This window comes from uncultured Desulfovibrio sp. (assembly GCF_944324525.1).
GTDB lineage: Bacteria > Desulfobacterota > Desulfovibrionia > Desulfovibrionales > Desulfovibrionaceae > Desulfovibrio.
Genome location: NZ_CALUWS010000007.1, coordinates 16,039 through 29,981, shown reverse-complemented (window position 1 = coordinate 29,981; position 13,943 = coordinate 16,039). Strand labels below are relative to the sequence as shown.

At 62.4% G+C, this 13,943-nt stretch carries 10 protein-coding genes; 5 read left to right on the top strand and 5 right to left on the bottom strand.

Annotated features, from left to right (window positions below; genetic code table 11):
• Nucleotides 1–31: 31 nt before the first annotated feature.
• The 4 genes from fliS to Q0K12_RS03220 all read right to left on the bottom strand — a co-directional run bounded on the left by fliS (nt 32) and on the right by Q0K12_RS03220 (nt 5,598).
• Complete coding sequence (fliS, locus tag Q0K12_RS03235; protein WP_297260333.1) at nt 32–796, bottom strand: flagellar export chaperone FliS; 765 nt, start codon at nt 794–796, stop codon at nt 32–34.
• A 47-nt stretch (nt 797–843) separates the two neighbouring features.
• A complete protein-coding gene (fliD, locus tag Q0K12_RS03230) occupies nt 844–3,873 on the bottom strand; it encodes a flagellar filament capping protein FliD (protein WP_297260332.1) in 3,030 nt (1,009 codons plus the stop codon).
• Nucleotides 3,874–4,051: 178 nt separating this feature from the next.
• On the bottom strand, nt 4,052–4,681 hold the full coding sequence (gene rdgB / locus Q0K12_RS03225) for an RdgB/HAM1 family non-canonical purine NTP pyrophosphatase (RefSeq protein ID WP_297260331.1): 630 nt from the start codon (nt 4,679–4,681) through the stop codon (nt 4,052–4,054).
• 17 nt (nt 4,682–4,698) lie between these two features.
• Nucleotides 4,699–5,598, bottom strand: coding sequence for a DMT family transporter (locus Q0K12_RS03220; protein ID WP_297260330.1), 900 nt, complete (start codon nt 5,596–5,598; stop codon nt 4,699–4,701).
• Nucleotides 5,599–6,057: 459 nt separating this feature from the next.
• Between Q0K12_RS03220 and Q0K12_RS03215 the strand changes: the two genes are divergently transcribed.
• The 4 genes from Q0K12_RS03215 (at nt 6,058) to Q0K12_RS03200 (ending at nt 11,813) form a co-directional block, all read left to right on the top strand.
• Entirely contained in the window at nt 6,058–7,164 is a 1,107-nt protein-coding gene (locus tag Q0K12_RS03215; RefSeq protein WP_297260328.1) for a tetratricopeptide repeat protein, read from the top strand.
• A gap of 141 nt (nt 7,165–7,305) precedes the next feature.
• Entirely contained in the window at nt 7,306–9,015 is a 1,710-nt protein-coding gene (locus Q0K12_RS03210; RefSeq protein WP_297228021.1) for a 30S ribosomal protein S1, read from the top strand.
• A gap of 487 nt (nt 9,016–9,502) precedes the next feature.
• On the top strand, nt 9,503–10,534 hold the full coding sequence (locus Q0K12_RS03205) for a hypothetical protein (RefSeq protein ID WP_297260326.1): 1,032 nt from the start codon (nt 9,503–9,505) through the stop codon (nt 10,532–10,534).
• Between the two features lie 448 nt (nt 10,535–10,982).
• On the top strand, nt 10,983–11,813 hold the full coding sequence (locus Q0K12_RS03200; RefSeq protein WP_297260324.1) for a PoNe immunity protein domain-containing protein: 831 nt from the start codon (nt 10,983–10,985) through the stop codon (nt 11,811–11,813).
• 216 nt (nt 11,814–12,029) lie between these two features.
• Here the strand turns inward: Q0K12_RS03200 and Q0K12_RS03195 are convergent, their stop codons facing one another.
• Complete coding sequence (locus Q0K12_RS03195) at nt 12,030–12,473, bottom strand: MarR family transcriptional regulator (RefSeq protein ID WP_296305832.1); 444 nt, start codon at nt 12,471–12,473, stop codon at nt 12,030–12,032.
• Nucleotides 12,474–12,710: 237 nt separating this feature from the next.
• Here Q0K12_RS03195 and Q0K12_RS03190 point away from each other — a divergent pair, with 237 nt between their 5' ends.
• On the top strand, nt 12,711–13,931 hold the full coding sequence (locus Q0K12_RS03190) for an MFS transporter (protein ID WP_297260322.1): 1,221 nt from the start codon (nt 12,711–12,713) through the stop codon (nt 13,929–13,931).
• The last annotated feature ends 12 nt before the right edge of the window (nt 13,932–13,943 follow it).

Here is a 13,943-nt window from a genome sequence, read left to right as displayed (position 1 = left end):
CCTGCAGCCATGAGGAGCCGCTCACGCGAGCTTAGGAAGGTTTGTTGTTGCCGTAGACGCTGGGCACACGCCGGGGCGGCAAGCCGCTCAGACGAGGCTTGTCGGCCGCTTCGCCCGCGTTCGCCGGAGCGGCGGCAGGCGCTTCAGCTTCCGCAGGCTTGGCCACCGGACGCGCCATCTGCTGGGCCGCCAGGGGCGGCGTGGCGGCAGGCTCCGCAGCGGGAGCCGCGGCCTGCGGCGCGGCGGCAGCATCCCCGGTGGGGTCCAGCCGCATGGCGTTGCGCCCGTACGCGGCCTGCGCCATAGCCCTGGGCATATGCCCGACGGCGGAAAGACCGGGCATGGCCTGCGGCACGGCCTTGCGCTGCTGCATGGAGGCCGCCGGCTTCATGCGGGCGGATATCTCGGCGACCGCCTGCTTGGCTTCAGGCTTGTCGATGATCTGGGCATAAGCGCTGCGCAGTCCCGACAGGATCTGGGAGACGCTGTCCAGCCGCTCGACGCTCATCTTGAGGTTGGCCTCGAGCAGGCGTGCCGTGCACAAAAAGTACAGGTTGCTGAGATTGACCGCCAAGTCCCCTCCCCGCTCCATATTGAGCGAGGAGGAGAGCTCGTTGACGATGTCGATGACTTTGGAAATGAGGATGCCCTTGGCGGCATAATCTTTTTCCAACATCTTTTCGCGGGCCTGCTGCAGGAATTTCAGCGCCCCGTCATAGAGCATCAGCAAAAGACGCCCCTGATCGGCGGTGCCGACATTCGTCTGCATATAGGCCTGTGTGGCGCGAGTATTCATCTATTCCGTTCCTTCACTGAAAGCGTCGGTCTCTTTTCTTTTACCTGTTAACTGCCGCCGCTCAACTGCTTGAGTTGACTCTCAAGGGAAGTCTGCGTCTTGTTGTACCGGGCAAGCAGGGTCTCCAGACGGGCAAAGGCCGCCTTCTGCCGCTCTTCCCAGAGCGAGATACGATCCTTTTCCCGATCGATCTTTTCCTGGATATTCTCCATGATGGTCTTGTAGTTATCCTGCAAGATCATCAGGGCGCCGTTCTGCGACTTGATGGACATGGAATCATCGTCCACGCCGTCGCCGGTATCCTGCCAGGTCAGCTCCGCCTTGAGGAAATTGTCCACGGTATCCAGCAGGCCGTACTTGATGCGCACCTGGCCTTCATGCTTGCCGGGCGACAGGTCGTCGATGAGGATGGACAGACCGCGGGCATCTCCCGACGGGCAGGAGTAGTAGTTGCTGCCCATGCTGGGGTCGTTGTTGGCCTTGACGCCATTGATGTAGACCTCAAGGATGTTGCCGGCGGAGTCCACTTCGTAGCTGACGTCATAGATGCCGGCCTGGGTGATGCCCTGCACGCTGCTGGCGTAACGGAAGGCGTTGGTGGTGGAGGTACCCGGCGTGCTCGGCCCGCAGAAGAAGTCCACCACGGCTTCCATGTTCTCGGACATCATCTTGTTGTAGTTTTCCTGGTCCAGCTCCGTGAGCGAATCAATGGTGGACGCAGGCGCGATGACCAGCAGGCCATAGGTCTCGCTGGTTTCGTCCGTATCGGTCTTGATGCCCATGTTGGCCAGGTTGGCGAGCAGGTCGCCGGACAGGATGTCGTCCGCCGAGGTGCGCGTCTGATAACCGGCCGGCGTGCCGGAAAGCATGGACTTGAAGCGCGAATTGAAGAGCTGCACGCCGTAGTTGCCCTGCAGAAGACCGCCCTTCTGGGCCGTCAACTGGGACATGCTGTAGTTGTCGTCTTCCGGGTCGGTGGACGTCGTTTCCGCGTTCTCGTCGTACTTGGTGAAGGTCTGCACCGTCGTCAGGAGACTGTTCACGGCATCCAGGAAGGTCTGCACGCTTTCCTGCAGGGCCTCACCGTCGGTGTTGACGTTGATGGTGGCCTCGCCGACGCCCTGAAGGTTGATCGTCACGCCTTCGATGACGTCCGAGATCGAGTTGGAGGAGCTCTCCAGCTCCATGGGCCAGTTGTCCACCGTGTAGATGGCATTGGCGGACTGCTTGATGTTCCAGTTGTCGGAATCCGTGATCTGGCCGGTGATGCCGGGGCCCGTGAGGGACACGATGTCCTTGACGACCAGCTTTCCGCCCACGACGGAGGCATCCAGGCCCTGCCTCTTCAGCTCATCCAGCACATTCTGCATGGTGGAACCGCTGGCCAGAGAGAACTTCACCTCCGTACCATCGTTCTTCACCACGGTGTACTCAAGATCCGGCGGCGTTTCCAGCAGATTCTCGCCCCCGCCGGCCCCCGCCGATTCCGGCGCGATGGTGCCGTTGGCGATGGTCATCTCCGCCTTGACGGTGGCGCTGTAGCCCTGATGGTCCACATAGCCCTGCGTCAGCGCCATGCCGCGCACGTCGTCGAGCTTGAGCGTCTTGTCGCCGTTGGCTTCGTCAACGATATTGCCGCCCATCTCCGCCTGAATGGCATTCAGCAGCTCCTCATTGGTCTTGTCGCTGCTGATCTTGACGGTCTTGGTGGTACCGTCGCCCATGGTGAAGGTATAGGTGAGCTCCTTCGGCGGATTGGCGTCGCTCAGCTTTTCGCTCAGCTTGTCCTTGGAGAAGGTCAGGGTCGTGCTGAAGACCTTGGTCGCGCCGCCCGTGTAGTCCACGGACGTGCCGCTGGCCGGCGTCTGCTCCACGCTGATGCCGGTGGGCATGCTGCCGCCCCCCGCGGGCGTGATGCTTTCCACGCCGGAAAGGCCCATATACCAGCGGCCGTCATCCGACATGGACATGTTGGCCGTATTGCCCGTGGCCTGGGCCAGGGTGGCCAGAAATTCCTCGCGGGTCGCGGTATCCTTGACCGTCACGGAAATGGTGCTCTTGTAGCCGTAGCCCTTGTCCACCACCACGTTGAAGGTCAGATCCCGCCCGGTGCCGCCATCGACCAGCGGCTTGGACATGTCCTCCTTCGTCCCGGCATAGACCTTGACGCTGGGGGGCACGTCGGCGTCTTCCGAGCTTTCACGGCGCTTGAAGGACTGCACGCCGTCCAGCTTCAGATTGCCGCTGGGGTCAAGGCTCGCGATCTTGCGCCCCGTCTGGGAATTGATGGCATCCACAAGGTCGTTCAGCGAGGAGTTGCCCTTGATGGAGATGCTCTTCTTCGTGCCGTTGTCGTAAACAAGGTCAAACACGAAATCGCTGGGGTCGGTGAGCACTTCGCCGAGATTCACTTCCTTGCTGGTGGACCAGGAGGAACTCGTCCCGGCAGCGGACATGCCTTCAAGGGCGCAGTCGTAGATGACGAGGTTGTTTTCTTCCCCGGTATCCTTGCCGGCCACCTGGAACAGATAACCGCCGCTCGTCTTCACCGTGCTGACGGTGATGCCGGGATTGTCCTTGGAGTTGTTCACCAGGCTCACGAAGGAGTCCAGCGTGGTGTTGGGCGGGACGGAGATGGAGACCGTCTTGCCGCCGTAGGTGAACTTGAAGTCCACCGCATTGTCGGTCTTGTTGATGATGTCGTTCTTGGAAGAGAAGACATGCTTGTTCGCCCAGACGGAGTTGCTGGCCACCTGCTTCACGTTGATGGTGTGCTGCATGTTCTGGGCATTGGAGTTGGCCGTGCCCGTCACCACGCCGTCATCGGAGCTGGTCACCAGCTTGGAGACGAAATTGTTGCGGTTCTTGAGCGTAGCGATCTGGCTCTTGGTGCTCTGGGCGGCCTCGATGATCTTGCCGAAGGCCTGATAGCGCAGGTTCCAGTCGTCCTGCCAGGCCTGAAGGCGATTGAGCTGGATGGACTCAATTTGCTTGAGCTGTTCCAGGGTCTGAGTCCAGTCGGTGCCTGAACCGCTCAAACCGGAATAATATATGGAGCCAGCAATGGAACTCGACATGGCAACCTCGCTTGATTACATATGGGACGATGTGCTTTCTTCGGGAAAGACTTTCCCGGCAAAAATCACTTGCAAAATGTACGCCAAACACAAAGTCCGGCATGCATCCGGCAGACACCCGCCCTGCATGCGTCTTTTAGAGCTTAACGGCGCGATCCGGCATATATTTAGGGTACGTTCAGGGTCTGAGCGGCCAGGCGGCCAACAAGGCCTTCAGAGCCCGGGCCCGGTGGCTGCGCCCCATCTTCTCCTCGCGGGAGAGCTCCGCCGCGCTGCGCTCCAGTTCGGGATCCCAGAACACGGGGTCATAGCCGAAACCATTCGTCCCGCGGGGAGCCGCGAGCAACCGCCCTTCCCAGACGCCGCGCACGGCCCACTCCCGTCCGCCCATAGAGGGCGGGAAGACCACGGCCATGCAGCAGACGAAGCGGCAGCCCCGTCCCGCTTCGGGCACGTCGCGCAGCACATGCAGCAGTTTGCGGATGTTGCGCGCGTCCCTGCTCTCTCCGGCAAGAAATTCCCAGTCATCGGCGTAACGGGCCGAATGGATGCCCGGCGCGCCGTGCAGGGCGTCCACCTCCAGTCCCGAGTCGTCGGCGATGCTCACAAGCCCGCTGTGCGCGGCCACGACCCGCGCCTTGATGCAGGCATTGGCCTCGAAGCTGTCGCCATCCTCCACGATGTCGCCGATCCCGGGGAAGCTGTCCAGGCCGAGCACCGCCACCCCGAGGGCGGACAGCGGTTCGGCCAGCTCCCGGACCTTGCCGGCATTGGTGGTGGCAAGCACCACCCGCTCACATTTCGCCATGATTTCCTCCTCCACTCTCAGGACGGCGTCCTGTGCGTCTGCAGGGTCGCCGTCACGATGCCGCCCACGATGAGCAGACCGCCCACCACCTGCGCCGGGCTCACCGCCTCGCCCAGCACCAGCCAGGCCGCCAGCGCCGCATAAAGCGGCAGGGAATAGTACACGATGCCCGCCCGTACCGGCCCGATGCCGGCAATGGCCCGCGTCCAGAGGCTGAAGGACACGAAGGAACAGCCGATGCCGGCGTAGAGCACCCCGATGATCACTTCACGGTTCCAGGCGACAGGCGGCAGCAGCCACATCTCCCCGGCGACCATGGGCAGACAGAACAGACTCCCCAGGCCGAAGGTGACGGCGCTGAAGCCCAGCGTGGACAGGCCGGCCGGACGGGAACGCATGAACAGGGAATAGAGGCCGAAACTCAGCGCCCCGCCCAGCGACCACAGATCGCCCCCGGCAAAGCTCAGGGAGGCCAGACGCTGCCAGTCGCCCCGGCTGACCAGCACCACGATGCCCGCCATGACCACGCACATGCCGCCCAGACGGCGCGGGCTGATGGGTTCGCCGTAGATGATGCGGGAGAGCAGGAGGATGATGATCGGCGCCGTCGGCGCGATGAGGGCCATGTTCAGGCTGGGCGTCGTCTGCCCGGCCTTGTAAAAAAAGGTGTTCATGAGCGACACGCCAAGCAGCGACATGAGCGACACATAACGCCAGTGCCGCAACAGCAGGGGCGCGTCCTCGCGGATATGCCGCCAGGCAAAGGGCAGACACACGACGAAAGCGACGACCCAGCGCCAGAAATTGCACTGCCAGGGCGGGATCATGTCCGCCACGGCCCGCGCCACCACGAAGTTGCCCGACCAGATGACGGTCGCCAGCAACGCCATGCCGTATCCGGCCGCCGTTTCCCGCATGATGCCTCCCCTCCCGCCGCGGCGCGCGCCGCTTCTCGCGGCGGAGGCTCCCCCCGCCGCCCTGCGCTCTTTCTCCACCTTCGCCGCCCTGCCGCCGGCAAGCGCCCGCACGGCGAGGGGCGAAAACCCCCAGCCTCCGGGGCCGGGCCGCCGTTTCCCGCATAACGTCGATATCGAAGGGACACCGGGCTTGCGGCATGTCCATAGAGCCGCGCCCGATCCGTCCCGACGCCCGTCCCCGCGAAAAAACCGCTTTTCACGGCCGGCACGCGTATGCGTCCTGACCCTAGCCGCAGGCGGACGCCGGAGTCAATGCCTGTCCTGCCTGGGCGGCCCGTCCGTGCGGCCGCCGCGGGCGGGCCTTCCCTTTTGGCGGGTTAGCGGCTAGGTTCGACGGGGGCCGGCCCTTGCCGTGCGGCCCGCCCTTTCGTCCATGACGGCACGGCCTTTGGAGCATCCATGAAATCGATCCCGACATGTTCCGCGCGCTATGCGCGTTGCCTTGCGCTGGGGCTGACGCTGGCCCTGCTGCCCGCCGCCCTGCCCTCTTCCCCGGCTGCCGCTGCCGCCGCACAGACCGCCGCCACGCAAACGCCGGACAAGGCGGCCGGCCCCGCTGAGGCCGCCGAACCTTCGCCCGAGGCGCAAAAGCTGGCCGCCGAGCAGGGCAAGACCCTGCAGGCCGTGCAAAAGGCGCTGGACGCCGGCAACCACGCGCAGGCCGTGGAGCTGGTGAAGCCGCTGGCCGACGCCGAGAACCCCGAGGCCCTCTATGTGCTGGGCGAGCTGACCATGCAGGGCAAGGGCACCAAACGCAACGTGAAGCAGGGGGCCATCCTCCTGAAAAAAGCGGCCGACAAGGGCGAGATGCGCGCTCAGAACGCCTTTGCCACGGCGCTTTGCACCGGTAACGGCGTCAAGCGCAACTTCCGGGAGGCCGCGCGCTGGTATCGCAAGGCCGCCGAACAGGGGCTGGCCGAAGCCCAGTTCGCGCTGGGCTATCTTTACGCGCACGGACGCGGCGTCCCCAAACGGGAGAACGACGCCATCGACTGGTACGGCCGGGCCGCCAATCAGGGACTGGCCGAGGCCCAGTACACCCTGGGCTGGACCTACCTCAACGCCAAGGGCAGCAATCAGAGCGACACCAAGGCGGCGCACTGGTTCGAGCGGGCCGCGCAGCAGGATCATGTCAAGGCCATGAACAACCTGGCCTTCATGTACGCCGAAGGCCGCGGCTTCGCGCAGGACAACGCCCGCGCCGTGGAGTGGTACACCCGCGCCGCCGAGGCGGGCTATGCCGAGGCCCAGTATAATCTGGGCTACATGTACGAACAGGGACGCGGCGTGCCGCAGGACTATGCCAAGGCCGTGGAATGGTACCGCAAGGCCGCGGACAACGGCGAGGCGGCCGCCATGTACAGCATGGGCCTCATGTACGATCAGGGCACGGGCGTACAGGCCAACCTCAGCGAGGCGCAACGCTGGTACGAGCTGGCCGCCAAGAACGGCGACCCCGACGCCAAGGCCCATCTGCGGGCCCAGCAGCGGGACAGCCGGAAATAAGGCCGCGAACGGCGGCCATCCCGCGAAAAGTGCGCCGGACGCGGGGCGGACGGACAGCCGCCCCTTGTCTTCCCTTTGCATTTCTGCTATGGTCGCTCACCCTCAAAATATGAGGGAAATATTTGTTTGGAGGCATGGCAGATGGCTGACAAGGAAACCGGGCACGAAAACGAAATGAATTTCGAAAGCGCCCTTGAAAACTACCTCAACACCGACTTCGGCGAACTCGAAGAAGGCTCCATCGTCAAGGGCGAGATCGTTCGCGTTGACGATGACAATGTGCTGGTGGACGTGAACTTCAAGTCCGAAGGTCAGATTCCGGCGAGCGAATTCCGCGATTCCGCCGGCAACATGACCGTGAAGGTGGGCGATACGGTGGACGTGTACGTCGTTCGCAAGAACGAGGGCGAAGGCACCATCACGCTCTCCTTTGAAAAAGCCAAGCGCATGCAGGTCTTCGACAAGCTTGAGGACGTGCAGGAGACCAATCAGGTCATCAAGGGTCACATCGTGCGCCGCATCAAGGGCGGCTACACCGTGGACATCGGCGGTGTGGAAGCCTTCCTGCCCGGCTCCCATGTGGACCTGCGCCCCGTGCCGGATATGGACGCCCTGGTCAACCAGGAGTTCGAGTTCCGCGTGCTCAAGATCAACCGCCGCCGCAGCAACGTCATCGTGTCCCGCCGCGTCCTGCTGGAAGAGGAGCGCGATTCCAAGCGGCAGGATCTGCTCCGCACGCTGGAAGAAGGCCAGATCGTGCAGGGCAAGGCCAAGAACATCACCGAGTACGGCGTGTTCGTGGATCTGGGCGGCCTCGACGGCCTGCTGCACATCACGGACATGAGCTGGAAGCGCATCCGCCATCCCAAGGAAATGATCACCATGGGCCAGGACCTGACCCTCAAGGTGCTTTCCTTCGACCGTGAGAACAACAAGGTCTCCCTCGGCCTCAAGCAGCTCGTGCCCGATCCGTGGCAGGACATCTCCGCCCGCTTCCCCGAAGGGGCCAAGTGCACCGGCAAGGTCACCAACCTTGTGGACTACGGCGCCTTCGTGGAGCTGGAGCCCGGCGTGGAAGGCCTCGTGCACATCTCCGAAATGTCCTGGACCCGCAAGCTGCGTCATCCTTCCCAGATGGTGCACACCGGCGATGAAGTGGAAGTGGTCATCCTCGGCGTGGACGGCGAAAAGAAGCGCATCAGCCTCGGCATGAAGCAGGTGCGTCCCAATCCCTGGGAACTGGTGGCCGAAAAGTATCCTGAAGGCACCATCCTGGAAGGCGTCATCAAGAACATCACCGAATTCGGCATGTTCATCGGCATCGAGGACGGCATCGACGGCCTCATCCACGTCTCCGACATCAGCTGGACCAAGAAGGTGCGTCATCCCAACGAGATCTACAAGGTGGGCGACACCGTGCAGGCCAAGGTGCTCACCGTGGATCAGGAAAACGAAAAGTTCACCCTCGGCATCAAGCAGTTGGTGGACGATCCGTGGGGCCATGTGCCCAGCACCTACCCCGTGGGCTGCACCGTCAAGGGCGTGATCACCAACATCACGGACTTCGGCCTCTTCGTGGAAGTGGAAGAAGGCATCGAGGGCCTCGTGCATGTGTCCGAACTGTCGGGCAAGAAGGTCAAGACCCCGGCCGAAATGTACAAGGAAGGCCAGGAGATCGAAGCCAAGGTCATCCATGTCAGCGCCGAAGAACGCCGCCTCGGTCTGTCCATCAAGCAGATCCGCGACGAGGAAGAACGCCGCAAGCCCAAGGAATTCCATGCCGGCCCGCAGGAATCCGGCCAGAGCCTGGGCGAACTGCTCAAGGCCGCGCAGGAAAACAGCGAAAACTGATCTTCCGGCGGATAACAGCGTATATGACAAGGGGAGGCTTCGGCCTCCCCTTTTTTGTCGCGGCGACGCGCTCCGTCCGCTGTCCGGCGCAACAGGCCTGTCACCACTATTCACCCCCTTCCCCCAAGCCCCCATCCCTTCCCCAGCGCGCTTTTACCGGGAGGAGAATCGGGAACACGAGGCATGCCCGCCCCAAAAAGCGCGGGACATGCACAAGCTATTCTGCTTATCCATTGAAATTATTTATAAAATTTGTGTTGACAGCCCCTGAGGCATTTTCCGTGTGAGACGCTTGGCGTTTCATCCCATACGGCCTGTCGTTTCGAGGGAAAAACGCGCTCCTTCCGCTTGGTTTGGGCCGGGCGGCGCTGTGCCGCCACCTCGCGTTTTCCCTTTTTAAAGGAAAACGCTCTAGACCTCCGCCTTGCAGGGCCGCCCTATCCACGCTATCAACGAGGATGCCCCGCCCGAATACAAGGAGAACACCATGTCTGCTGACGACGCCTCCAGTAAGGAAAAAATATCTATCCGACCGCTTTGCGAGGATGGATATGACTGGATCTTTCCAGATCAACTGCCCGATGCCGTCCGGCGGCAACTTTTCTGGGTCATCAAGCGTCACAGCTCCTACACGGCCTGGGCACGCGCCTTTGCCGCCTTTGACGCGGTCATCAACAAAATGGAGAGCCTGCTCCCTGAACTCGCCGCCAAACCTTTCGGCACCTATGCCGTGGGGCTGCCCCCTGACTCCCAACCGTTCACCGTCTGGCCAGGCTGGGAGCACAAGCTCAAATGGCGCTGCGAGTACCGCGCCGCCTTGGCCCGCTTGCGCAGGGGGGACAAGCGCGCCCTCGGCATCGTACCGCCAGCTCCCCTTCTCGCTTCGCAGGCCAAACGCTGCCTGTTTGATTTGGCCTGGTTTTTCCAGGGAATACACCCCAGAGAAGGCTACCACTCCATGTATGATCCCATCATCCCGGAAAAAGCCGCACTGACCATGCTGGCCTGGCAAGCCTTCCGTCTCGCCGCTGAAAACGTCACACTCACGGGAACGCCAGAAGGAATAGCCCCCTATTGCGTAAACATCTCGCAAATGTATTCCTCGGAACACTCCATGCTGAAAGATTATTTACCTCAACGATCTGATATGCCGGACTTTGCGTTCGAATTAGAATTCTATGAAGTTCTCAGCCGCTACCCCATCCCGGCGGACCTGCCGCCCGTGCCCGAACCCGTCATCCTGCCAAACCAGAACGCCCCCTGGTGGGCTCCCGCAGGACAACGCGGCGGCCCGCTGGTCTGCCGAAGCAATGATATAGTCTTCGTGCCCGGCATCTATCTCTCCGCTCCCTACGGAGACATCCGTTACCTGCACGTCGATATGCCCGCCCCTTTTATTACTTTAGTCACGCTGGAAGACGATCTGCCCTGCACCTGGACCCTCATCTGGCGGGACGACCGCTATGAGAACGGCGCGGACATCCCGGAGGAGGAAGCCCTCTACTTCCCCGAGGGCTGAAACCGTCCGCCTGGCAAGGCCCCACGGGACAAACCCATTGCGGACTGCGCCCACCGCCCGCGACCGTACAGAAAAACAACAACGGATCTTCCGGCGGATAACAGCGTCTACAGCAAGGGGAGGCTTCGGCCTCCCGTGTTTCGCGCCCGTGCCGGGGCGCACCGCTCACTGCCCCGCCCTTCCGGGCTTCTTCCGACAGACGCCCCAAAAGATCACGGCTTGACGCCCCTCCCGAGATCAGGCAAGACTCTCTCCCTGCTGGATGCTCCCGTCATCTAGAGCATTTTCCGTGTGAACCGCTTGGCGTTTCAAACCATATGGCCTGGCGTTTCGCGGAAAAAGCGCGTTTTTCCGCTCACTTTCGGCCGGGCGGCGCTGTGCTGCCGCCTCGCATTTTGCCTTTTTCAAAGGCAAAGAACGCCCACCTGTGGAAGGACAAGGAGGAAATATGCTGCCCTTTGAAGAAAGGAAACGAGATCCCTTCATCACTGAAGAGGCCTATCGGGCATGTTTGGGTACCTCAAAGCGCATGTTCACTAACCCAACGTTTGCGGAAAACCGTGACCAGATCAAGAAGCTCACAAAAGATTTTACTTCCGCGCGCCGGGTCAGTTCGTATCGCTCCATGAGCTTTATTGAAGAGCCGTGGGTACGCTATTCCTCGGGGGATGCTCTGGAGGACGTACGAGAGCGCGTGAAATACGCATTTGAAGACTTGCAGCGGCATAAAGAGGCCTTTCCGGAAGCTGATTACAAACTTTGGGAGCCGGACGCCTATTACTACACCTTACTGCTCATGAGCTGGAGCGTGCTGTTCAATCTGCCGGAATGCCTGGACATCCTTATCGCCAATATTAGCCGGGACCCGGAAGACGGCGAGGACAGCTTCATCTACGCGCTGTTTTCCGCCCTCGGCGTACATGACTTTCCGGGAAAGCAGGCGGGACTGCTGCATGAGGATCCCTACGGCATGTTGTATGACTCCCTTGCCGGCAGCAAAGAAGACCAGCAAAGAGCCATGAAAGCCTATCTCAAGCGCTGGTACAAGAGTAAGGCCATCAGGGGATGCTACTGGCGTGAAAGGCATTCCTTCAAGCCCTCTGTGCATCTCGGCTACTGGGCCTTTGAGACCGGCTTGCTGACCGTATTGAACGACCTGGACGACAGCAGCTACCGCGATATGAATTTCTACCCGCGCGATATGGTGGACTACTGCAAGGAACAGGGCTGGGCCAAGGAAGTACGGGAAAGACTCCAGGCCATGCGCGGCAAGCAGTAACGGCGGGACGGGCTGGGGGGCAGCCAGCGTGCGCGGGACAAGACGCCTTGCGAGACGCTGAAACGGCATCCCCGCCCTGTCCATCGAGCGGCCGCCGGGCTTCCGGCAAGGAGGAAGCCCTCTACTTCCCCGAGAACTGTGACGCCGCACCATCCATCGTCTGGAACAACAGGGAAAGGCTCCGCCCGGCAGCCCCTTACACGAGGCAGGCCGCCGCTACGCAGGAGGGCCGCTCTCCTCCGCACTGTATGCCTGCGCCGCCGCCACCACCTTCTTGAGCAGCTCCTGCAGGGTGCGGCGCTCCTCCTCGGTGAGCGGCTCCGTCACCGACACATCCCAGCCTGAGATGATCTCCATGATCCGCGGATAGACCGCCTCGCCACGCGGGGTGGGGAACACGGCCGTCGTCCGCCTGTCCTGCGGGTGAGGCTCCCGCCGGATATAGCCCTGCCGTTCCAGTTGGGCCAGGGCCCGCGTGACGTTGCTCTTGTTGAGATGCGCGAGCTCCGGCAGCCTGTCCTGCGTGAGTCCCGGCTCCCGGCAGATATATACGAGAAAAAGATACTGGCTGCCGCTCAGACCGTACTCCGCAAGCCGCCGGTTCAGGTAGAGCTGATACCACCTGTGCGCCAGCCCGATCCATTTATACGTCAGTTCCACTTTTGCTCCCGAACGTCTTTCCCACGGGATGCCGGCACACGGCATCCTGCGGATTTTTAGAGCTTGTCCGCCATCCTGCGGGCCTGCCTGCCGCATGGCACCCGCCTGCGTCCCCGGGCGCGAAGCCCCTCCGCCGTCGCCCGACGCGAGGAGAATACCTTGACACCTCGGTGAAGACAACGTAAATCGTTGCACGCGCAACAATACATTTTGAAACAATCCACCCGAGGAAGCGACATGCCCGCACAACGCCGTCCGAAAGCACGTCAAAAAAACTGCCCGCCGCAGCAAGGCCTCCAGGCGCTGCGCGCCATCTTCAGCCGCAACTTTACCGTGGTCTCCCTGATCAATCTTCTGCTGATGACGGCGTATTACCTCATGTTCGTCACCAGCACCGGCTATGCCCGCACGACCTACGGGGCCAGCCTGAGCACTGCCGGGCTCACGGCGGGGATCATGGTCATCGGCTGCCTCGTGGGGCGCTTCGCCACCGGCAACCTGCTCTCGCTGCTGGGCTGCCGCATCATCCTGCTGGGCGGCCTGCTCTTTTATTCGGCCAGCATCGCCGCCTTCTTCTGGGTCCCCAGTCTCGCGCTGCTCTTCGTCCAGCGCCTGTGCATGGGCATCGGGGTGGGCATCATCGGCACGGCCACGGGGACCATCGTGGCCTACGTCGTCCCGCACGAGCATCACGGCCTCGGCATCAGCCTCTTCAGCATGAGCACGGCCCTCGCGCTGGCGCTGGGCCCCTTCCTGGGCATACAGATCGTCGCCCGCACCAGTTATGCCGTCCTGGCCCAGACCTGTCTGGGCATCGGCCTTGCCTGCATCGCCATCTTTTTCGTCATGGGCCGCCTGCCGGAGATGCGCCACCGCCGCCGTCCCTTCCTCGCCCTGTACAGCTACATCGACCCGCGTGTGGTGCGCTTTTCGCTGGTGGCGCTCATCACCTGCCTGAGCTACGGCTGCATACAGGCCTTCATGACGTCCTACGCCGCCGAACGCGACCTGACCGGCGCGGCAAGCTTTTTCTTCCTGCTCTATGCGCTGGTCGCCCTGCTCACCCGCCCCCTGTCGGGCCGCCTGTTCGACCTGCGCGGGGAGAACGTCATCTTCTATCCGGCCCTGCTGCTCACGGCGCTTTCCCTGACCCTGCTGGCCCATGCGCAGCACAGCGCCGTCCTCCTGCTGGCCGGGCTGGTGCTGGGGGCGGGCTTCGGCAACTTCCAGTCCGCGGGGCAGGCGGTCTCCCTGTCGCTGGTCTCGCGCTCGCGTTTCGCGCAGGCCACCACCACCTTCTACATCTTCTTCGATCTGGGCATCGGTCTGGGGCCCTATCTTTTCGGCTTCATGGTGCCGGCCGTAGGCTACGGCGGCATGTACCAGAGTCTGGCGGTCGTGGTGCTGGGCGCGCTGGCCGTCTATTACTTCCTGCACGGACGGCGGGTCTCTTTGTAGACGCTCCCTCTA